Origin of the sequence: Bacteroides ihuae, from assembly GCF_900104585.1 — a bacterium.
GTDB classification, from domain to species: domain Bacteria; phylum Bacteroidota; class Bacteroidia; order Bacteroidales; family Bacteroidaceae; genus Bacteroides; species Bacteroides ihuae.
On record NZ_FNVX01000004.1, the window covers coordinates 334,290 to 357,723 of the forward strand.

Below are 23,434 nucleotides of genomic sequence, written 5' to 3' on the forward strand. Positions count from 1 at the left end.
TTTTATATATTTAAATAGTTAATCATTATGTTTACACTTGTTTGTAAGCACCATCCTTTGCCTCGAAGATAACGGAAGGCTCCAGTACTTCTATTGTGTGCCATGCATTCTTAGGTATTTGACAGCCATACTTGCCTTCTGCAGGGCATAGGAGGATACGGGCCACCTCCTTGAATATAGACTTCTTCGCCATATTCTGAGTCAACGAATTACTTTCTGTAACATACTCTGCAGATTCTTCGTATATAATCTCATACAGTTTACCGCAAAGACATATCACTGATTCACTCGTGCCTTCATGACGGTGAATAGGAATTTCTGTTCCCGGGAGTAATGCGTTCAGCATTCTCTGTGAGGTATCCGCAGATGATGTACGCATATCCAGATTCATTCTCTTACGAGGATTTTCAACGGCCTTCTCTAAAAGAGAGCTAAGTAGCTCTTTGTCGAATTGTATCATAGTCGTTACTTTTCAAGTGAAGCTAAATATTCTTCGTGCAGATGGTAGTACTTCTTTTTGAACAATACATAAGCTACTGCAAAAATCACAAACACTACAATCAGGTAAATCCAGTGCGCCAGTATAGTATTAGGCACAATGAAAATGAACACTAGTGAAACAGCTAACTGCATAATCATATACAAGCCCGCCACCTTCACATGACCAAATTTCAGCTCGTTCGCCATCAGTTGATATGCGTGCTTACGGTGAGCTTCACCCAGTTTCTCGTGCAGCAGGATGCGGTGACAGATTGTCAAACAACCATCCACACCATACACCAGCAGGAACAGCAAGTAAGTTACATCTCCTGTCTGCATCACCAACTTACCTATGGCAAACAGCAGGATGAAAGCAATACCAATGCTACCCACATCACCCGCAAAGCACTTTGCTTTCCCCTTAGAGCGGAAGTTAAAGACACAGAACACCAGCACGCCAAGAATAATAGTAACGAGAAATGACTGATCAATGAAGTTTGCCGAAGCATTAAGAACAGTAAGCGGAACAAGTACGGCAAGAGAATAACCTGCAGTGATACCATTGATTCCATCCATGAAGTTAATTACATTGATTGCGCCCACACAAACGATGAGAGCGATGATCACGATCCACCACATATTCCAGTGTAGAACGCCAAGGCACCAGAACATCAGCGCCATTGCTGTAAATTGACTCACCAACCTGACTCTATCTGGAAGCGAGATGATGTCATCCACAAAACTCACGCCAGCAATCAGAAATAAACCAATCAAGAATGGCAGATATCCAACCACCAACCCCCACTCCCCATGAGCACCCTGAAATCCGACCCAAGCAAGAGTTGATAGAGCGAATATGATTCCACCACCCCTCAAAACAATAGTTGAGTGACTTGACCGTTGGTTTGGTTTATCGATAATATTGCACTTATCCGCAATATCAAAATATAAAAGTTCTATTAAAAGCAATAGAATGAAAATTATAGTATAAATTAATATCATTTAGAAATCTATTTTACTAATATTTGAGAATACAAAAAGTGAAATATTTTTAAGTCTAAATAGTTTTTTTTCTTCTGGTATAATCTAACAGTTTAGATTTATATTTCTTAAATATTAAACTCTATAATTACTAAGGACATCGATCGGCTCCCAATTAAGTTCCTTTCGAGCTTTGTCATTACTAAATGTTAAGCTCTTTGTCATTTTCTCAAGCTTATATGTATTTATTGGCGCCCTATTTCCAAGCAGATCACCCACCTTAGCCATGCACCATGCCATCCAATAAGGAATGCTCAATGGCTTACCCTTTCTCAACTGCTTTGCAACAGATTGAGATATCTGACCAAATGATGGCTGCTTGGTATCGCATACATTATACACACCACCTTTTTCAGCTACAAGCGGAACCAGATTGGCAATATCCTCTGCCATCAGAATGCTCTTGATTACCTTCCCACCAGCTATATTCATATAGAAACCCTTATTCACGCCATTCACCATGGCACCCAGATTGCCTAAGGCATTTTTGCCTGCAAGTAATGAAGGGCGTAGAATGCCAAGCTTCACATTATTTTTAGCACACCACTCTGTCAGGTATTGCTCAGCTTTAATTTTACTTGCCGCATATGGCGTTTTTCCTTCAAGTAAGTGTTCTTCTGTAATCATATCGCCGAACTCACAACCATACACAGCTACTGTACTTATGAAGATCAAAGCCTTTGGTACTCCAACTTTTTCTAATGCATTGCAAAGGTGAATTGTACCGACATAATTTACATCATAAAAAGAGCTGATTTCAGCTTCCGACTTAGGCAGCACATGCGCCTTACCACAAGCATGGAGTACAATATCATAATGTTGTTCCAATTCGGGCACGTCCTTCACCAGATTAGCCTTAATCATATCATCATGAGTGATACCACAAGTAGTTACTTCATACATCTTGTCCAAAAGAGGACGAGTGTTCTTTCCGAGAAATCCTGTTCCTCCGGTAAATAACAGTTTCTCCATTATATTTCTTTCAAGAATTTATTCAATATAGTTTCCTCTGAGTAATCACGAACTGCTACCTCGCGAGCCTTCTTGCCCATAGTAGCCAAATCCTCCTTGTTCCATGTTTCAGGCCATCCGCAGAAACCTATACCCTCTTCACGAACGAGTAAGTCTATTTCGCTATTTACAGGACCTAAGTACATCACAGGCCTTCCAGAAGCAAGGATATTATATGTCTTACTAGGAACACCTAAACCATACATTCCCTCCTGCAGTGTAACTACAGCCACATCACATGCTGCAAGTACATCATTCTGCTGAGAGCGAAAATATGGACCATGAAAGATAACTCTTGGATGATTCATTGCTTTGAGAGTTTTCTCCATAAAGCCAGTGCCGTAGAGATGGAATTCCACATTCTCCGGTAGGTTATTTATTACTTTATCCAAGCCCTGAACACGACCAATATTACCGGCATACTGAAGGATTATTTTATCTTCTGAGAAAGGTTGTGGCTTTATACCATCTATATCTGCCCAATTTTCAACAATACTTATTTTGAGATTAGGATTATATTTTTTCACCTTCTGCTCAAGTACATCTTTCATGTCCCTACCAAGAGCAATCAATTGGTCAGCTCCACTATATGCCTTATCAAACACATGCTTGAACAGGCCATACATAGGTAATTTAAGTCCAGCAGGTTTTGTGTTTTCTGGGAATACGTCATGCACCAAAATATTCAGTTCAAAACCAACTTTCTTCTTTAATCTGCTCATCAATACAACAAGTGGAGCAGGATTAGTCACCATCAGCACCTTGTCATCCTTCTTGATATGCTGTTTTACAAGCTTTATCATTCGGCTGCTCATTAAAACAAATGATAGAGTTTTGCCTTTGGTTGTATTCTTATCAAGATCTTCGCCATTGGCACGAAACACCTCAATGCTTGGATCAAGACGGAAATTATTGTTCTCATCCAGCTTCTTGTGTTTATCATATATTTCAGGACCACAAATTACCTTAACTACATATTTCTCTACATATTTATTTGCTATCTCGCCCAGAATATACGATGTAGAGGTTTCATCTGGCGGAAAAAGCTCTGTAACAATCCATAGAATCTTATTCTTGTTTTCCATAAAAAATCAATATTATAACTTGTAGCAACAGGAGGTATCGCACCACATCAATAAACGACTACTTGTACTACTGCCATAAGCATCAGAAGCTTCACAGCAACAGAAGCTCTGCTTGGATTATATAAGGTGCGTTTTCTCTTCACACGTCATTCTGTATACTTCGACAAACTTATCCATTCTTCTCCCTTGTGGGTAACGTCGAATTTGTAAATCATTAACAGGTTTAAATAAGATTTTTAAATCGCTCGTTGTACTTTCTATAATAGAATGAGTCAAGGAACTGCTTACGACAATTCTCTGAATACATATCGAAGTTCTTTATTACAGTCTTGATAGCAAATTCAATCTCCTGCTTATTGGAATTATTCTCAATAGCAGCGATCTCAACACCGTCATGAGCGAACTCGTTGCAGTTCTTCTCCAACACTAAAGCTGGTGTTCCAAACATAAAGCTCTTTGCTAATACACCACTCTGGGTAGTACGAGCATATGCATTCCAGGCAACATAAGTTCTTGAATAGTAAGCATTAATCTCTTCATTAGTAAGCGGCCGACCTTTCTGCACTGTCAATCGAGGATTATTCTTAAACTCTTCTGGTACTTCAAATTCACTCCTTGTAGCAATAAGGAACTTTACTCCAGGGAGTTTGTTATCTTTAATAGCCCACTGTACGAATTCTATAAATTCGCCAAAAGAATGATCTGCTGCTACAGTACCGATATAGCTAAAGTATTCTCGCTTTGTTTCCTCATATTTCTGCCCACGCTCATCATCATACATCAGCGGCAGATAGTGGTAGTTGCCATTCTTGTAGAGCGGATTCGCATTGTAGTAATCAACAGCCTTCTTAGATGGAAGCAAAATTACATCACTCCACTTTACTGTCAGTGAGTTCACACGATTAATTATCCATAGCTTTGCTAGAGACTTATATGAGAAACCAGCCTTACGGTAGTCGCTCATAGGAGCCAAAGGCTCATGAAAGATATATACCACAAGAGTTCCTTGACGTTTCATCTTCCAAATCAACATAAGGTTCTTCTGACTTGGGAACAGGAAAATGGCAAGATCAACCATAGGACAAGCATCCACTCCGACCTTCAAGATTCGACTTCCCTTCGGCAGGAAATTCTGAAACTTAGGATCTACATAAAATGATAATTCATACCCCAACTCCTCACACTGTTTATAGCTAGCCACCATGTGGCTGACGTGCCCAGGATGAAAATTGAGCGAAATTATTAATGCTTTCATTTATTTTCCTATTTAATTCTAGCTAGTTCCTTATACAAATCAAAGTATTTTTGATTTTGCTTCTTTGAGTTAAATTGTTCAATTACTCTTTCTCTACATTTGGCAGAAGTTTCAACGCTTTTATTTGCTTTAATAGTGGAAATCAATGCCGGAACCTCATCTACGGAAGTTACCACATAACCAGTTTCCACATCAACTATCTCTTCGCCGGCAGTATCCTCCAAGACAATAACAGGAGTTCCACATGCCATTGCTTCTGCCGTAACAAGACCAAAAGTAACTTCCGCATTCGGATTGAAGATAACGTCCGACTTTGAGTAGAGTTCCTTCAGTTGTTCGAAACTCTCTGTTTTCTTAAAACCAATTACATTAGCCGGAATGTTCTGCATCTGCTCGTCATCGAGACCAACCATAATAATCTGTGCATCTTCAGATAAAAGTGTAGAAAGTTTTATAACATCATCGTAACCATTCGCATCAGTCCAACGGGTAGCAATACTCATAATGGTGAACTTATTCCAGTCTACACCTTCTACAGCTGTTTTTGCATCATACGGTTTAAACACATTAGTATCGATACCATTATAGATGACATGTGATTTGACCCCCTGTAGCAAAGACTCCTTAACGAAGCCATCCAGCCAATTAGAAACAGGTACCAAAACGATATTACCCATTCTGCTGAGGGCTTCCAGTTTAGTAATCCAGTTCCGTCCACTATGGTCAACTTTAGCTGCTGGATATTGGTGCAAACGAGGGCATTTACCGCAACCGATCTTCCACTTATCGCAGCTCTTGTTGATATAGGCACAATGACCTGTCATCAGCCAGAAGTCATGCATAGTAATGACTGTTGGAATATTTTTTTTATGAAGATAGTTCAACAACATGAGATAGTTGATGTAGTAACCATGAATATTGTGCAGATGCACAACATCAGGCTTAATCTCATCCAGTTGCTTCAGAAATTTCTTGGTTGCACAAAGTGAAAACAACCCATGACGATCAGTCAGCATCGTGCCGATTGCATGAATATAAACGCTAAGTTTACCACCAATTTGGATGAGATACGACTTGCTCTCACGTGCCTCACGACCGTATGCAATGTAGCTATCCCATCCTTGACTGATAGCAAATTCTCCGAGCTGCTCTGCAATACGACCTGTAGAACCCGTGTTTACAACTGAATTTATTTGTAATAGTTTCGGCATTATCCTAATACTGCTTTAAGAACTTTCATCTGAAACTTAGGATTCCATTGCTCATCAATTTCTTTGTAACACTCCTTGCGAACATGCTCTCTTTGATTGCCATTCAAGCGGAACCATTCGCTGATAGTTGTTTTCAGAGAATCGGCACTTCCTCTCTCAAAGAAATTTCCTGTTTGGTCTTCTTTTACAGCCTCAAACTCCGGCATCTGATAGGCGAAATTGCTGTGGGTAACAACAGGACACCCAAACATCAAAGTATGTATTGCCGTCAAACCAACATTTCCTGGAGCGACACAAAGATCTGAATTGAAGACAAGTTCTGCATTTGCCTTTTCGTCATAGCAAACACCATAGAACCAGACTGCATCTTTCAAGCAAGCCTTTTCCACCTGCTCTTCCAAAGATTGACGCATTGGTCCATCTCCCACAAATACAATATTGTAATTCTGACCTTCTGCCTTTAATTTAGCCACAGCATCCACAAACATGTCCAGTTGTTTGACTGGTGTAAGACGGCCAATAAAAATCAGTACGGGATTAGAGTTGCAAAAATGCTCTTTATAGATATTGGTTGGCTGCATCTGCTTACGCAATTCAATCTGTACATCGTATGAAAGAGAGTTGTGGATAACATGCATCTTAGAGGACTTTAGCCCCTCTTTCTCTAAAAGATCTTTAGCGTAATTTCCATAAATGAACAGATCATCCGCTAATTTATGGAAATTCTTCTTGATAACTCTTTCTGCAAATGTTTCCTTTCCATACCATCCATGTGTCCAAAAATAAGTCTGCTTCCTTGGATGGAATATCTTTAGCAAAATGCAAAGTACCCACAACGAAACACACATAGGTGTACCCACCATGAGATACTTGTCATAATCCTTCCGATTCCACACCATCTTAACAAGTCCCTTCATGGTATAGAAGCGGCTGATAAAATTATCATGCTTCAGAATATGTACAGACTTGAGTTTATTGGTATCAAAAAGATTGATTCCGTTTTCCTCCTGTTCAAAATACCACTCACAATCGTAAGTATTGTCAATGTCTAAATATATAGCCTCACGATACAATGACGGTATATTAAATATACAACAAATCTTTCCCATTCTTCTACTTAATAATATCACCTACGTGTGCAATGTAAATCTGACGTGTGCCTTCATGGATAGAGTCGAAAACAGCCTGCTTCCCATCTCTACTCCAGCGAGGATGCAAATCACAATGCAGGCCGCTTCTAGTAAATGAAAGTTCCTCTGGAGAAATACTTCCCAATATCCTAGGATCTACCCCTATGAAATAGGTATCCTTCAATGCCACATCAGGCTTATCATCTATCATCTTGAATGTACCCAAATCAATACGATCATCATTATCGAAATTGTAGAGCATAAGCGTTCTGATACCGTTTGCATCAGGATATGTATCATTGATACACCACTTACCATTGATCGGATTGGTCATAGGATGCCCATCTTCGGTAATCAATCCTTGTGCAAAAGGTGTTATAATAGGCTGTTCTGAATCCGTTATATACATAAAGTACTTGCCGGAATTTGCATTTCCTCCTCCATTTCCTCTACTGAGTACAAACTTCGCAACTTTCTTTGCGACTTTCATAGATTCTACCATCAAAGGGTGTGAAAGCAATGGATTGTTACGGAGGGCATCCAAAAAACTGTTTGCACGACCAAAAATGTAAATGGTATTATCGTCTTTCCAGTCATAGTGGCTTAAGAAGCCTTGAGCAAGACAACGAAGTCCGGTACCATCAATGCCAATAGTCATCAGACGAGTCATCAGACCACCATCCGCCATAAAATATCGATGCAAAAATGCGACACAATTGCATGATGGGTTCAAGCAAAGGTGTGTCAAATAGTGATGAGAAATACCAGAGATTGAAGTAGCTCCACACTCTGCAACCTGACGGACACTGACTAGAAGTTCTACCTTCTTAGTCTGCATATCCATCTTTGTGATACCGCTGTTTGTTGGAGTGGCATCATTTGCACCTTTATCTGCAATGCCACTATAGCCATATCCGCCTAAACGGAACAAACGAGCATAATCCAGACCGTATGCATAACGACCATCCTTTGACAGCATGTGTGTTGTGGCCTCTAGGCGATCTACTAATTGATTTGTGCTTGCATCATAGATGTCTGTCCCCCACACGTCGCCTACACGATTGTTGATAGTAAATAATTCCGACTCTGCAACCCATTGCTGACGTGCTCCTTGAGGATAGTTTAGTGCAGTAGTTTCACCTACCTTTATATACTGACCGTCCTTTACATAACCACTTCCAAAGAGTTCTCCTGGGAGCGGAGGACGATTCATTGTATCAACTTCAAGTGAGAGGTATTTATCACCTGCTCCATTGGTAATCAACAGGTCGTGGAAGCCAAACAAATGGTGCTTAGGTCCATTTGTAAGTCTTTTTATTTTGCATTTAGTCTGTTCCATACTTGAGTACTATTTATAATATTTTCTCGTTCCAAGAAACGTTTTTCTTCAACACTTTAGCAGGAATGCCTCCGAGAAGGACGTTTGGTTCAAATGACTTTGTCACAATAGCACCGGTACTGACAACTGTATCTTTCCCCAAGGTCACGCCTTTCATGACCTTACTTCCTTCACCCAACCAGCAATGGTCGCCAATATGTATAGAAGCTGCAGGGTTGATACGATTACCTTCCAAGTCTGTCACAGAATGAGAATCACCAGTTCGTACTTGACAATGAGAAGAGATCATACCATCACGTCCAATAATCAGTTCAGAGTTATCTTCGGAACATGCAATGTGAGTATGGCGTCCAACGAATGTCTTCGAACCAATTTCAACCTTACAGTTATTGTTTTCGACAAATATCTCAGCTTCAGTTACATAGGAATGATCCTTCAGAACAACCATACAATTGTTACCTGTAATGCGTAATGTGGTATTCAAGAATGCTGCACCGCCCTCAATGATAACATAGTTGTGACTACCTCTGATTTGGATGCGAGACTTAACCTTCACACCTTTATTGACAATCACATTTCCCTTGCCATGATTATAGCTATGTTTTGCCTCATAATGCAACCAATTGTAATATATGGTGCGAAGGAATCTGTTATTTTTCAGCCTCATTTACTACAATATCTTTGAAGAACTTGTCTAATTTATTTCCAATACCATCGATAGTGTACTCACTAAGCACACGCTTTTGAAGTTCTAGTGCTTTCTTAACCTTTGCGTCATAATTGGCGATTACATCCTCAATTGCTGCCGCAATAGTAGTTGAATCCTCACCGTCATAATAGGTAATGTGACTGTTGTAATCTTCATCTAACTTGCCAATTTCACTACTTACAATAGGACGTCCTGTTGAGGCATATTCCATCATCTTGAATGGGAAACCAGCTGCTTGAGCACCAACGCCCATGCTACGAGTAGTATTGATTAGGATATCAGCTGTTTCATCCAATGTCTTGATCAGTTCTTCATGCTTCATATAGCCATTGAACTCAAACTTATGGGAGGAAGGCACATAAGTCATCAGTTCCTTCATAGTGTCATTGAGGTCGCAGTTTCCATATACCGAAACTACACATGGAGTCTTGATGTGAGACATTGCCTTTACCAAAAGGTCGCCACCCTTGCTATAATGGATGCCACCTGTTAAGATAATATGCACAGGTTTGGCGTCCTGCAGTTTGTTAACACGAGTAGAAACACTATTGATTACCTCCTCGTTCACAATACCGGGAGTGAGTACACGATGAGGAATCTCAGGTAACATAAGACCATTGCATACAGCCATAACACCATCGGTATGAGAGATAATGCGATTGTACATCTTAGTCTTGAACCAAACAAAATTATTCTTATCACCAACAAGTGCATTATTAAAGATATTGTCCTCGTATTCAAGTACCCTAATGCAATCGTTCAATGCAGGAGCGAGAATAGCAGCACCAAGTGTAATGTTGTAGTAAACCAACACATCGAAATGCTCACGCTTATGTTCTTTTTTCAAGAAACTACTCATGCGAATCTGATTGATTGGATCACATCTACGCTTGCTGAGGATATCGCAATATTTAATGGTCAATTTGCCTTCAGGGTACTCCTCATATTCTGTGAAAGAAGGAACCTTTACATTACAAGTGGTAACACCCGGGCTATAGATGGTCACATCATGACCTGCAGCCATCATTGAACGAGCAAGACCAAGAGATTTCAATGGACCAGAAAGTGCAAAACGCTTACCCTCGCAATAGCGAGCCATGAACTCCTTGCCTAAGTAGGCGGTAAAATATGCTATCTTCATAACCTAATATTATCTATTTAAAAAAGAAACAATAGCAGGGTCAACTAATGTTAACATTGTTAATACTGCTGTTTTGAAATTAAATCTGGAATGGATTAGAGCTGTAAATAAAAATCGTTTTATAGAGAGCTGACGATAATATTGAAGTACCAATTTCTTATCCTCTTTAGTTCTGTATTTTGGTAGTATCTGCATTATTGATGATGATATATAATATAAATTCACATCTGGATTATTATAACCATATACATCAAAAATATGAGATGTGCCTTTTACAATACCTTCTACATTCCTGTAAGTCCTCTTTGAAGTTGTAATTGAATTCTCACGAGCTTGCCTATAGAAATACAGTCCTTCATTTACATAAGTTACTGTTTTAAAGTTATGCATCGTATCCATGAAATAAGGGCCATCTTCATGCAGAATTCCCTTTAAAAATATTTGGTTTGAATAAATTAGAATTTCTCTCTTATAACATTTACAAGGAGCTGGCGTTACATTAAAGATCGAGTGACCAATTGTCTTTTCTAATATCTCTTTAGATGAATATTGTCTTTCTTCTAATGGATAGGACTTGGTAACGATATTGTTTTCATTATAATAATACTGCATAGGAAATAAGACCAGATCAGATTGCTCAACTGCCTCATTCATTAAATAAATTGTATTTGGTGAAAGCCAATCGTCACCGTCTAGAAATAGAATATATTCTCCTTTTGAAATCTCCACACCACTATTTCGTACTGCAGAAAGGCCAGCATTCTCCTGATTAATAATATTTATATTTGCGTTATACTGATATTTTTTGAGGTGTTCACCTGTATCATCAGTTGAACCGTCATTTATTACTATAATTTCAAAAGAAATATCTTCTGAATTACGTTGATTTAAACAACTATTTATTGCCACTTCTATATATTCTCCAACATTGTAAGCGGCTATTATAATTGAGAATTTACACATATAGTTTAAAAGAATAGCATAAATGGTTTGATTAAAATATCGAATATAGGAGCATAATCGCGACCTAGTCCTAAATAGAAAAAGAAAAACAGAAAAAGAAAAGCAGCTATACTAACACAAAATCGCCTAGACTTTATAGTTCCTGGATTAAAGAAATATATTAGTATAAATGGAAAAAAGGAACCAACAAAGAAAAAATACCTTACACTAAAAACTGGAGCAAATTGAAAGGCAACGATTGTAGCATATGTTAACACAAAAGCATACTGAAAGAAAATACCTCCACCTAAACGGTCCCTATGGATAAAATTCAAAATTGCGCAAAACATTAAAGGGATACAGTAAAGATTAAATCCTCTCATAGATAAGGTCAAACTTGAAGGATTATTATACGTATCTGACAGTCTAGTTCCTGCGCCACTTAACATTTCTATATCTAAGCTTGCTAAAGCTAAAGCTATGCTTTGATTAAATATTACAAATACAGCAAAACAAGTAAAAATTATAAATAAAGTCTTTATTTTTGCCCTTTTATACAATTGCGGTATCAATGCAAGAACTATATATACTAGAGTTGATGAATGGGTAAATACTGACAATAGACCATAAATGATAAACTTTTTATTATTACCACAAACTCTCTGCGATATTGCATATATCATAAATGCCGATGCAATTGTTTGGCGTAGCCCATGTATACTTTGAATGAAAAAAGGATTATAAAACGTTAGAGCTATAACAATCGCGATGATTTCAGTTTTTGATGCTGATGTAGTTTTGGCAATACTGTATATAGCTAAATAATGAAAGAAATATATTATGATAGTACATAATAAGATATACCCATTAGTATTTCCTAAAGCAATATAGTAAAAGAATACGGATAAAATGTTAAAAAAAGGGTCTTGAATACTGTATTCTGAATTTTTATAATATAGAATGCTGTGAATTGGTTGTGAAATATCTATAGATTCAAACCAAGATAAATAATAGATTGTATCACTAGTTGCCACTTTAGTCATGTTAATACATCCCATCCACAAGGCTAGCATGAAGAAGAATTGCAAGTATGAAAATTTGGAATTTTCTTTATCCTTAACAAGAATAATCAGTGAAACAAACAAAGCAATAGTTGGATTCACTAATACAATCAATGCCAATGGAATAATAAATCCCAATTGATGAGTCTTTTTTATCATAGTTTTATTTTGTTCCTAATAATGCAATTCGAGTTAATGATGTTTTCTGTAATAGATTTATGACTGATACAGAAATCAACAAAAGAAGCATCGTTATTATTGAGACAATAAGCAATCCCAAAACGATGTTATCAGTAAAAAAAGGTGTTCCTTTACACTTAAATATGGAAATAATTAAGCCATGAATAGGATAAATGGCAAGTGTTAACGATCCATAGTAACTGAACTTAGTATATTCTTTTGACATCGATTTAATAAGAAGCAAAAAAGCAATTACAAGAGAGATCGAACTAAGTTGCCGTAATAGAAAGATATGGAAAGATCCGTTGGAAATCAAGTCCCACCAATTCGAAAGATAAAACTGATTAGGTATACTACAGTGTTTTGAAAAAACGAAACTTCCTAGAATAAAAAGGAATAATGATAGTAGTATTGAACATTTATTGTATCGGGGAAGCATTTTAGGATAAACTTTATATAGAATTCCCAGTAAGAAAACAAAATAAAATTCAGCAGTACTATAAAAGGGAGAAACAGGCGAAACAATTATTGATAGAATCAACATTATAATAGCAAAATTTATAAGCCTATTTTTAAGAAAAAAACTAGATAAATAGGAACTTATAGCTGCAATAACCAACATCATTATTAAAAAAGGGAAGAACCATACCGACTGATTTATCAAACAGACTGGCAATATGATATATGGGAAAATTACTATTGCCTTATTTGCAAAAGAAAACCTTTGCTGCATATTCTGATTTAAAAGAAGCAAAATAGAAACAAGAATAAATATCAACAAAACGAAGGAGATAGTTGCTTTAATATAATGATTTTGCACAGAATACATAACTCCCATACACAAGAGCGAATATCCCGTAGCAGGCACGCCAACTCTCCATAAAATCTTATTGATATAGCTCATCAGTTCTTTTAAAGAAGAAATATTCAGTACCCCCTTACTGGATGTGAACCCTGAAATAAACACAAATAAAGACATATTGAAAGCAACTATAAATAAATTAATTTCATCATATCCATTAAAATTGCCGGTTATACACGCAAAAGAATGGCCAATGATAACACATAACATTGCAAACATTTTAACATTGTCTACCCAGGCCAATCTTAAACTTTTAAATTCTGCCATTATCTATTATTTTTAAATATCTTCTTTTTAACTACTAAATAAAACATAGCCCGTTCGCTATTACTCACACCTAATGATAAAATAGAAATTACAGTAAATACTATGCTTATTATTCCCGTTACCAGCAACTTAGAAAATCCATCTTCATATAAAGTTGAAATATACAACGGAATAGGTATAGAAACTATGGACACAAGTGCAATAGGAATCAAAACTGACTTTAAATAAGCACGGATACCGATATGAGCGTATATTTTAGAAAAAATAATACGAACGAACAAAGTAACAAATGAAACAAATATCTGTATTATCATTATGCTTTCTGGAGGATAACCAACAGACAATGCCCAATAACTCAAAGGTAGATTTAACAAAAGTACAAGACTGGCAACTATTTGGTAATTCCGAATTTTTCCCGTAGCTTGCATAGAAGTCCACAAAGGCCCATGCAGAGAATCAATCAAACAGAATATTAAACCTAAAACCACTAGATTATCAGAGTGTAAAGGAGGAGCCCCTAACCAAAGATTCAAAACATATTTAATATTCAAACCTACTGGAACTGCAAGAAGAAGCATTAGAAAATAGGAATATTTTGATATTTTATTAATTAAATTACCGTAGTAATCGTACTCTCCTATTGCATATGATTTTATAATTTGTGGATTAGCGGCTACTTGAAGATTACTAATAAAAGAATACACAGTAGTTCTAACCGTAGTTGCAATACCCATTGCGGCATTCAATGCTACACCATAAAATAAATTTAGAAAAATATTTGTACCTTGTTTGTAACCCAAATCAGCTATACTACCAAAAAGATTCCAAGCCGAAAATGAAGTCATATCCTTAAGATTCTGACGATTATATTTTAACGAGAACCTGCAGTATGCAAATTTCTTTTCACTATATGTCTTATACCACAACAACATTAAGAAAGCAACAAGAATGTGAAGGAGTGCGTAAATAATAAGTTTATCAAAATTTATCAAAACAAGTAGATAAACAGCTAGTAGACGCAATACACTTTCAACGATACTGGTATAAGCATAAAAATCCATTTTTTCCTCTGCAATAATGGCTGCATTGTAGGGAACTTTAAAGATAGATATGCATGACTCAATAACCATTATATGGAATATCCATATTGCTGCGGTAAATCTCGGTCCAGGAATAACAAGCTTATTACATACAAACCACAATCCAACAGTTTCTGCAAAAACGCCAAAAATTATTGCTATAATAACATGAATAAAGAGTGAAGTTGAAAAAACACACGTTGTATCTTGTTTGTTACTTTTTGCTAATGAAAAACTTAAAAACCGTTGACTGGCACTAGTTAAGAATGTATTAATAAAAGAAAACATTACAACAATACCTCCGACAATGTTGTAGATGCCAAAATCGTCGACTCCTAGTACACGTAAAATAACTCTGCTTGTGTATAGGGACACAAGCATGCTAAGAATCATACGGAAGTATAGAAGTACCGTATTCTTTGCAATTCTTTTAGAATTCGATGTGTTCGCCATTATACACTATTTATAAGACACTATAAATTTCTAACATTGTCCTTTTAATATTAAAGATTCCACACTTATCTTTGGCCTTAATTGACAAGTCATTTAACATTTTAGGATTACTATAAAGTGAAAGAAGAGTTTCCGCTATTATTTTTGGATCCTTCGGTGTAAGCACACCAGATCCATCGTTCAAAATCTCGTGGGGTCCGGTAACATCTGTTGAAACAATTGGTTTGCCCAAACATAACGCCTCGCACACAACTAAAGGATAACCTTCCGAGTCAGAAGTAAGTAGGAATACATCAGCTGCGTTTAGGAACTTGTAAGGATTAGTTTGAAAACCCTTAAATTTAACATAATCTTCAAGCTTACTTTGTCGTACAGATTCCTTATATTGCTCTTCAAGAGCACCTGTACCTACAAGCCAAAATTCTGCAGGCACAGATTTTTCCTTAAATATTCTTGCAACTTCTATAATTCTATCTTGTCTTTTCTGTTCTGCTAGACGTCCTACATTACAAAATGTAAACTTTGAGTGTTCGACACCACCATCTTCCGCCTTATTAATAATCTGTTTTACATCTATAAGATTATAAATTATCTTATTTCGTGAAGTGTGAAATAGTCTATTAAATGCATCTTTAGCACCATCTGAGACGAAGATTACTTCATCCATTTTTTCATAGATTAATTTCTGTTCTTCTAATGATCTAAAGTCTGAAAGAGCCCAGTTCTTGAGCTCCAAGTCAATATGAACCCATGTTATATTTCTCTTAGCTCTATTAAATATATAACTATGACACCTAGCGCCAATACCTTCCATAAAAGAAACAATAGTATCAAAGGACTCCGTATCCAAAATTTTTTTTAGCTTCTTAGAAAGAAATATATCAATGATAGAGAATAAATGTTTTTTTTTTAATGCACCATATAATCTCATGCCATTCTCTCCTATAAGGGAAAGAACTCTTACATTACTATTAACTTGATTTGCATATATGCCAGAGTTTTCTATAAGTATTAAAGTAATATCATATGTCCTATAATCGAAATTATTAAGAATATCTACCAAAACCTTTTCTGCTCCACCTCCTTTTAGGTTTTGCTGTACAAACAATATTTTTTTTTTCATTGTTGCATAATCGTAAACGTTTAATATCCAGCATTACTCCATTATAAAGCCTCAAACGACTTTTAAAGTTAATAGCTCTTAATTTATTGTTATTATTTAACTGCCAGAACACTCGGAAGCAGGGCGAAATAGTCATTGGTATCTTCCTTCTCATATCCGATCAGAGTTAACACCTTCTTGATATATTCGTAAGCCAAGATCGTATTGAGTTTGCACGTTTCTACAAACGTATAGGCGCACACGCCAAGGCCGGCTCCTTGATGGGAGCCAAAACCGACAAAATTGCTTCGACCAACGGCCAAGGGACGCATGCTGCGCTCGCCGGTGTTATTGTCGATATCCCAATCACCATGATCGATATACAGGGTGGTCTGTTTCCAGAAAGTGAGCGCATAAGTGATAGGAACATCACCAGGCTGCATGGGAACGAGTTCCTTGTGGGCATCAAGGTCGTAATCGGCGGAGAGAACACCAGCAGCAATGAGTTCCTCCTGAAGTATGGTGACGAAATCGAGGAGGTTCACAGGCGAGTTGTTGCCGATATTGTACACCTTGTATGGAGGAATTGGCAATTTGTCCTCGCCCTTATGCTTCTCTGGTGCATGCTGCATGACGCGAACTACTCCCTCAACGATATCATCAATATATGTGAAGTCGCGCTTGCAATTGCCATAGTTGAAAATCTACACTTTTTTACCTTCACGTAATTTATTGGTAAAACCAAAGTAGGCCATATCTGGACGGCCCGCAGGTCCATATACCGTAAAGAAACGAAGCCCGGTGGACGGAATATTGTAGAGCTTGCTGTAAGCATGTACCATCAGCTCGTTGCTCTTTTTGGTGGCTGCATAGAGTGACACAGGATTATCTACCTTGTCATCGGTAGAGTATGGCACCTTCTTGTTGGAACCATAGACAGAGCTTGAAGAAGCATAAACGAGATGTTCAACCTCATTAAAGCGACATGCCTCAAGTATGTTATAGAAACCAATCAGATTGCTCTGGATATAAGCATCAGGATTAGTAATGCTGTAACGTACACCAGCCTGTGCGGCCAGATTTACTACTACTGAAGGCTTGTAGTCAGCAAAGATCTGATTGATGGTGCCTTGTCGGCAATTGAACCTTCTATGAACACAAAGTCACGCTGAAAATCGTTGATCTGTTGCAGACGTTCACGCTTAAGGTTTACATCATAGTAATCGTTCATATTATCAATGCCGATTACCTTTATATCCTGCACATCCTGATACAGGCGCTTAATTAAGTTACTACCAATAAAGCCTGCAGCTCCTGTTACGAATACAGTTTTACCCTCAAGAGTTATATTGTACTTTACCATAATTAATCGCGTCTAAAAATGTCACGTGTATAAACTTTCTCTTCTACATCGATCAAGCAGTTATCGAAACGGTTGGCAATGATGACCTGCGACAATTCCTTGAATTTAGCGAGATCATTAACCACATTGCTTCCAAAGAAAAGCTCGCCATCTGCCAATGTAGGCTCGTAGATAATAACCTCTGCACCCTTTGCCTTGATACGCTTCATGATACCTTGTATGGCACTCTGACGGAAGTTGTCGCTACTTGACTTCATTGTCAATCGGAATATTCCGATTATACAAGGTTTTTCCTTAGCAGCATTCCACTGTGCCGAAGCCTCATAATAACCGACCTTCTGGAGCACAGCATCAGCAATGTAGTCCTTACGGGTACTATTGCTGGCAACGATAGCTGACATCATGTTCTGAGGTACGTCTTGATAGTTGGCAAGAAGTTGCTTGGTATCTTTTGGCAGACAGTAGCCGCCATAACCAAATGATGGGTTGTTGTAGTGGGTACCAATACGTGGATCAAGACCAATACCATTAATGATGGCAACCGAATCAAGTCCTTTCATCTCTGCATAAGTATCAAGCTCATTAAAATAGCTGACACGAAGTGCTAAGTATGTATTTGCAAACAATTTCACTGCTTCGGCATCTTTCATGCCCATTAAGAGGGTGTCGATATCTTCCTTGATTGCACCTTCCTGCAACAGTTTTGCAAAGATCTTTGCTTTCTCCTTGAGTATCTCGGGATCGGTCAGCTTGAGGATAGCATCATTTTCTTCCTGGAAATCAGGACGATCAATAATACTTGGATGACCTACGATGATGCGTGAGGGATAAAGGTTGTCATAGAGCGCCTTTGACTCCCGAAGAAATTCAGGAGAGAAAAGAAGGTTGAGCTTCTTGACGCCTTTTGCAGCATATTTTATGTAAAGAGAACGGGTGTAGCCAACAGGAATGGTACTCTTGATAACCATTACAGCATTGGGATTAACAGAGAGCACAAGATCGATGACATCCTCAATGTGGTGGGTATCGAAGAAATTCTTCTGTGGATCATAGTTTGTAGGGGCAGCAATGACAACGAAATCGGCATCCTTGTAAGCTACAGCTCCATCGAGGGTAGCAATGAGGTTAAGTTCCTTCTCTGCGAGGTATTTCTCGATATAATCATCTTGAATGGGTGACTTCTTATTGTTGATTAGGTCTACCTTGGCAGGGATGACGTCCACTGCTGTTACCTTGTGATGCTGTGCAAGAAGTGTTGCAATACTCATACCAACATAGCCTGTTCCGGCTACTGCAATCTGTAAGTCTTTGAATTCTCTCATGATTGTAATTTTAGTACTTTCTCCAAACCATCTTATTCACAATTCCAACGTAAGATTGTATAATCTTCACAACCTTGGTTGAGACGTTCTCATCCACATAGTCAGGAACAGGGATTCCATGATGACCGTCCTTGCAAAGTTCAATAGCTGTTTCTACTGCCTGAAGTAATGACTTTTCGTCAATACCCGCAATGATGAAGTCTGCTTTATCGATAGCTTCCGGACGCTCTGTTGAAGTACGGATGCAGATGGCAGGGAAAGGATGAGCTACACTGGTAAAGAAGCTGCTCTCCTCGGGAAGTGTTCCTGAATCGGAAACCACTGCAAAAGCGTTCATCTGCAGGCAGTTGTAATCGTGAAAACCGAGAGGTTCCTGCTGAATCACTCTCTTATCCAATTTAAATCCACTTGCTGCCAGACGGTTGCGTGAGCGTGGGTGACAGCTGTAAAGAATCGGCATGTCATACTTCTCTGCCATGGCGTTGATGGCATTGAACAAAGAGAGAAAGTTCTTCTCGGTATCGATGTTCTCCTCACGATGGGCACTGAGGAGGATGTACTTTCCTTTCTCAAGACCTAAACGTTGGTGAACATCGCTTGTCTTAATCTCCTCAAGGTTATTATGAAGGACCTCTGCCATGGGTGACCCGGTGACATAAGTGCGCTCCTTGGGAAGACCGCAATCTGCGAGGTAACGACGTGCGTGCTCTGAGTAGGCCATATTCACATCACTGATGATATCCACGATGCGGCGGTTAGTCTCCTCGGGGAGGCATTCGTCCTTGCAACGGTTACCGGCTTCCATGTGGAAGATAGGAATATGCAGGCGCTTTGCACCGATCACTGACAGACAGGAATTGGTGTCGCCGAGAACGAGCACTGCATCGGGTTGGGTCTGTGCGAAGAGCTTGTAGCTGCAGTTGATGATGTTACCACAGGTAGCACCCAGGTCGTCGCCTACAGCATCCATATATACCTCTGGCTCTGCAAGCTTCAGATCACGAAAAAAAATGCCGTTGAGGTTGTAGTCGTAGTTCTGCCCGGTATGAGCGAGGACCACATCGAAGTACTGACGGCACTTGTTGATGACGGCTGAAAGACGGATAATCTCTGGGCGAGTACCCACGATGATCATGAGCTTAAGTTTGCCATTCTCTTGGAAGTGCACGTCGCTATAATCGAATTTTGGAAATTTCTGTTCCATTATTTACTGAATTTAATTTGATTACTGAACGAAGTTACCCATACCGGAGAGTTCTTTCCGGATGTACTCCAGAGATGCAATCTTTTCCTTGGTTTCTTCAAGGTTGAGACGACGGGTATTGTCGGAATTGAATTCGGTGAGTTTATTACGCTCCGCTTCTCCCTCTGAGAAAAACTTATCGTAGTTCAAACCGCGGTTGTCGGCAGGAACACGATAGAAGTCGCCCATATCCTCTGCCTTTGCACACTCCTCGTTAGTGAGCAGGGTCTCATACATCTTCTCACCATGACGAATACCAATGACCTTAATCTCTTCTTTCTTACCACCAAAGAGCTCACAGACAGCTTCTGCCTGTGTTTGGATGGTACAAGCTGGTGCCTTCTGAACGAGGATATCGCCGTTATCTCCGTGTTCAAAGGCAAAGAGAACAAGATCGATTGCCTCCTCTAGAGACATGATGAAACGGGTCATGCCGGGTTCGGTCAGGGTGATGGGATGACCATTACGAATCTGGTCAATCCACAAAGGAATCACTGAACCACGAGAGCACATTACATTGCCATAGCGGGTGCAGCATATTTTGGTATTGCCGGAATAGCGGGATTTGGCAACTGCAATTTTCTCCTCAATGGCCTTGGTAATACCCATGGCATTTATGGGGTATGCGGCCTTATCGGTTGACAGGCAGATAACGGAGCCAACACCAGCTTCGATCGCAGCGGTAAGAATATTCTCGGTTCCAAGAACATTGGTCTTCACGGCTTCCATGGGGAAAAATTCGCAAGAAGGTACCTGCTTCAATGCTGCTGCATGGAAGATGTAATCAACACCTGACATTGCGTTTTTGCAAGACTGGAGATCACGAACGTCACCGATGAAGAACTTGATTTTACGTGCTACATCGGGATATTTTGCCTGATACTCGTGACGCATATCGTCCTGCTTCTTCTCATCACGAGAGAAAATACGAATTTCTGCAATGTCAGTACGGAGGAAACGATTGAGAACTGCGTTTCCAAACGAACCGGTACCACCGGTAATCATCAAGGTTTTACCTGCGAAAATACTCATATATATTGTTATTTGCTAATATTCTAAAATTATTTCTCTACCGGGTCGAAATAGGTGTCGGGCCTATTGGAATCGAAAATTTCGTTGCAGTACATCACCGTTACCAAATCCTGTGTATCGGAGAGGTTGACGATGTTGTGAGTGTAGCCGGGAAGCATGTGAACAGCCTGAATGCGGTTGCCACTTACTTCATAGTTGAGCACCTCTGCCTCTGGATCTCCTTCCTTGCGGAGCTGGATGAGTCCGTGACCGGCAACGACGATGAAGAGTTCCCACTTGCTGTGGTGCCAATGCTGTCCCTTGGTGATTCCAGGTTTGGAGATGTTGATGCTCACCTGTCCGCAGTTGAGGGTGTGAACGAGCTCTGTGAAACTGCCTCTCTGGTCGACATTCATCTTGAGGTCATAAGCTACTTTTTCCTTGGGTAGATAGCTGAGGTAGGTGCTATAAAGCTTCTTGGCAAAACTATTGGCAGGTATCTCGGGGATCATCAAGGTCTTTGGCTGCTCTGCAAAAGAGTAGATGAGGTCGACAATTTCGCCAAGGGTAGTCTTGTGGGTGGCAGGGACATAGCAGTAACGACCCTCTTCGGTGTGTACGGGTTCAACGCCATCAAACTCACACTTGTGGCTCTCGCCCTTGAGTGCTCCAATCATTTCGTTAACAAGATCATCGACATAGAGGAGCTCCATTTCGACGCTGCGATCGTTGACTTGAATAGGGAGATCGTTGGCAATGTTATTGCAGAAGGTGGCTACAGCAGAGTTGTAGTTGGGACGACACCACTTGCCGAAGAGGTTGGGGAAACGGTAAACAAACACGGGGGCACCGGTCTCCTTTCCGTACTCGAACATGAGTTCTTCACCTTCCTTCTTGCTCTTGCCGTACTCAGAAGTGCCGAAACGGCCTGCGAGGGTGGCTTGAATGCTGGAACTGATCATCACAGGAGAGTTATTTTTGTATTTCTTCAGGGTATCCAGCAAGGTACTGGCAAAGCCGAAATTACCCTTCATGAAGTCTTCCTGATTCTGTGGACGGTTAACGCCTGCAAGATTGAAGACGAAATCAGTCTCGTGGCAGAACCTCTCCAGCTCTTCCGGAGTGGAATCAAGGTCATACTCGAAAACGTTATCAATCTGAAGATCGCCATAGCATTTGGCTTTACCTTCCTTTATGTTGTTAAGCTGTGCACAAAGGTTTTTGCCCACAAACCCCTTTGCACCGGTTACCAGTACTTTCATTCTTTCAATAATTATCTTGATCTTTTTTATCTAACACTTCAATTTAGGCGAGTTCTTTGATAAAACTCAGGCAACACTCGTTTCATTAAAGCAACCGTAGATATTATTTCAACGGTTTGTTCATAATGGACTATTTAAGGTGTACTTTGAAACATACCCCAACTGAAAGGTATTTAAAATCATTGAGTTCTGTGACCAGATTGATATGGTCTTTCCAAAAAGTATAACCCAAACCGCAATTCACCGTGCGGGAGTCATATTCGGCCATTAAGTTCAGGTTGGAATGAAATTGTGGTTTCCAATTGGCGCCCATAGCAAGACCGTTCAATCTATAATTTTTTCGGCGGTTGTAGACATAAGCGGCATGAATACCTAACTCTCCATAGAGGTTGGCATGTTTAGTAGCTGCGAAGTACCAGCGATTCCAATGGCCATTGCCCACTTGAGTAAGATTTGAAGCCTCTTCACCAGAAGCACTAGTGAATACATCGTTGCCCCCTACCACTACTGCCGGCATGTATTTCCAGAATTGTCCTTCCTTGAGCAGGCGCAGACGACCGCTGAACTGTCGATCCTGGTTCACAAATTTTCCCCAAGTCGATTTTGGCCAGGCATTACCTTCTACTCCTTTAAAAAGAGTACACGCATAACCTACTTCCAGAAAAGGAAAGATAGTGATGTTGATGTAATAATTATAGGTATTGTAACTCCATGCTTCCGGAGTTGCTCCCTCATGTAGAAAAGAACCACCCAACATAAACGTTTTATCTCGCTGCATATCAGCAGTAGGCATGTGCAGCAGACCAGTCGTACCGTAGGGAAACTGTGCATGGATCATCATGCACAGCATAATTCCTAAAAGAAAAGAAAATATTCTTTTCATAC

Annotated in this window: 20 protein-coding genes and 1 pseudogene; all 21 read right to left on the reverse strand. The window is 39.3% G+C overall.

The annotated features are described in order from the left end of the window. Window positions 1–31: 31 nt before the first annotated feature. On the reverse strand, window positions 32–457 hold the full coding sequence (locus tag BQ5338_RS02180; RefSeq protein WP_071145831.1) for a WbuC family cupin fold metalloprotein: 426 nt from the start codon (window positions 455–457) through the stop codon (window positions 32–34). An 8-nt stretch (window positions 458–465) separates the two neighbouring features. Beyond that, window positions 466–1,482, reverse strand: coding sequence for an MraY family glycosyltransferase (locus BQ5338_RS02185; protein ID WP_071145186.1), 1,017 nt, complete (start codon window positions 1,480–1,482; stop codon window positions 466–468). A gap of 114 nt (window positions 1,483–1,596) precedes the next feature. Then, window positions 1,597–2,493, reverse strand: a complete 897-nt coding sequence (locus BQ5338_RS02190; protein ID WP_071145187.1) for an NAD-dependent epimerase/dehydratase family protein — start codon at window positions 2,491–2,493, stop codon at window positions 1,597–1,599. Next, complete coding sequence (locus BQ5338_RS02195) at window positions 2,493–3,617, reverse strand: glycosyltransferase family 4 protein (protein WP_071145188.1); 1,125 nt, start codon at window positions 3,615–3,617, stop codon at window positions 2,493–2,495. Before BQ5338_RS02195 ends, BQ5338_RS02190 begins: the two co-directional genes overlap by 1 nt. A 223-nt stretch (window positions 3,618–3,840) precedes the next feature. Beyond that, complete coding sequence (locus BQ5338_RS02200; RefSeq protein WP_139265154.1) at window positions 3,841–4,872, reverse strand: glycosyltransferase; 1,032 nt, start codon at window positions 4,870–4,872, stop codon at window positions 3,841–3,843. Window positions 4,873–4,880: 8 nt separating this feature from the next. Next, on the reverse strand, window positions 4,881–6,083 hold the full coding sequence (locus tag BQ5338_RS02205; protein ID WP_071145190.1) for a glycosyltransferase: 1,203 nt from the start codon (window positions 6,081–6,083) through the stop codon (window positions 4,881–4,883). After that, entirely contained in the window at window positions 6,083–7,192 is a 1,110-nt protein-coding gene (locus tag BQ5338_RS02210; RefSeq protein ID WP_071145191.1) for a glycosyltransferase, read from the reverse strand. The genes BQ5338_RS02205 and BQ5338_RS02210 overlap by 1 nt, the downstream gene beginning before the upstream one ends. A gap of 4 nt (window positions 7,193–7,196) precedes the next feature. Then, on the reverse strand, window positions 7,197–8,552 hold the full coding sequence (locus tag BQ5338_RS02215; protein ID WP_139265155.1) for a TolB-like translocation protein: 1,356 nt from the start codon (window positions 8,550–8,552) through the stop codon (window positions 7,197–7,199). A gap of 13 nt (window positions 8,553–8,565) precedes the next feature. Next, the gene (locus BQ5338_RS02220) at window positions 8,566–9,219 is read right to left on the reverse strand and encodes an acyltransferase (protein ID WP_071145193.1); all 654 of its coding nucleotides are present in this window, start codon (window positions 9,217–9,219) and stop codon (window positions 8,566–8,568) included. Further along, window positions 9,203–10,402, reverse strand: a complete 1,200-nt coding sequence (locus BQ5338_RS02225) for a glycosyltransferase (RefSeq protein WP_071145194.1) — start codon at window positions 10,400–10,402, stop codon at window positions 9,203–9,205. Before BQ5338_RS02225 ends, BQ5338_RS02220 begins: the two co-directional genes overlap by 17 nt. 9 nt (window positions 10,403–10,411) lie before the next feature. Beyond that, window positions 10,412–11,365: a glycosyltransferase family 2 protein gene (locus tag BQ5338_RS02230; protein WP_071145195.1), complete on the reverse strand. Its 954-nt coding sequence runs from the start codon at window positions 11,363–11,365 to the stop codon at window positions 10,412–10,414. 5 nt (window positions 11,366–11,370) lie between these two features. After that, a complete protein-coding gene (locus BQ5338_RS02235) occupies window positions 11,371–12,564 on the reverse strand; it encodes an EpsG family protein (RefSeq protein ID WP_071145196.1) in 1,194 nt (397 codons plus the stop codon). 4 nt (window positions 12,565–12,568) lie between these two features. Then, a complete protein-coding gene (locus BQ5338_RS02240) occupies window positions 12,569–13,714 on the reverse strand; it encodes an acyltransferase family protein (protein ID WP_071145197.1) in 1,146 nt (381 codons plus the stop codon). After that, window positions 13,714–15,246: an MATE family efflux transporter gene (locus BQ5338_RS02245; protein ID WP_071145198.1), complete on the reverse strand. Its 1,533-nt coding sequence runs from the start codon at window positions 15,244–15,246 to the stop codon at window positions 13,714–13,716. Before BQ5338_RS02245 ends, BQ5338_RS02240 begins: the two co-directional genes overlap by 1 nt. A 10-nt stretch (window positions 15,247–15,256) precedes the next feature. After that, the gene (locus BQ5338_RS02250; protein ID WP_071145199.1) at window positions 15,257–16,369 is read right to left on the reverse strand and encodes a glycosyltransferase; all 1,113 of its coding nucleotides are present in this window, start codon (window positions 16,367–16,369) and stop codon (window positions 15,257–15,259) included. Between the two features lie 92 nt (window positions 16,370–16,461). Continuing rightward, window positions 16,462–17,711, reverse strand: a pseudogene (locus BQ5338_RS02255) (NAD-dependent epimerase/dehydratase family protein). A gap of 2 nt (window positions 17,712–17,713) precedes the next feature. Further along, window positions 17,714–19,033: a nucleotide sugar dehydrogenase gene (locus BQ5338_RS02260; protein ID WP_071145200.1), complete on the reverse strand. Its 1,320-nt coding sequence runs from the start codon at window positions 19,031–19,033 to the stop codon at window positions 17,714–17,716. A 10-nt stretch (window positions 19,034–19,043) separates the two neighbouring features. Continuing rightward, window positions 19,044–20,237 carry a non-hydrolyzing UDP-N-acetylglucosamine 2-epimerase gene (gene wecB / locus BQ5338_RS02265; protein WP_071145201.1) on the reverse strand — a complete coding sequence of 398 codons (1,194 nt, stop codon included), beginning with the start codon at window positions 20,235–20,237 and terminating at the stop codon, window positions 19,044–19,046. A 21-nt stretch (window positions 20,238–20,258) separates the two neighbouring features. Next, a complete protein-coding gene (locus BQ5338_RS02270) occupies window positions 20,259–21,308 on the reverse strand; it encodes a polysaccharide biosynthesis protein (protein ID WP_071145202.1) in 1,050 nt (349 codons plus the stop codon). A gap of 29 nt (window positions 21,309–21,337) precedes the next feature. Continuing rightward, a complete protein-coding gene (locus BQ5338_RS02275) occupies window positions 21,338–22,549 on the reverse strand; it encodes a polysaccharide biosynthesis C-terminal domain-containing protein (RefSeq protein WP_071145203.1) in 1,212 nt (403 codons plus the stop codon). Between the two features lie 130 nt (window positions 22,550–22,679). Then, window positions 22,680–23,432 carry a YjbH domain-containing protein gene (locus BQ5338_RS02280; RefSeq protein WP_071145204.1) on the reverse strand — a complete coding sequence of 251 codons (753 nt, stop codon included), beginning with the start codon at window positions 23,430–23,432 and terminating at the stop codon, window positions 22,680–22,682. Between the last annotated feature and the right edge of the window lie 2 nt (window positions 23,433–23,434).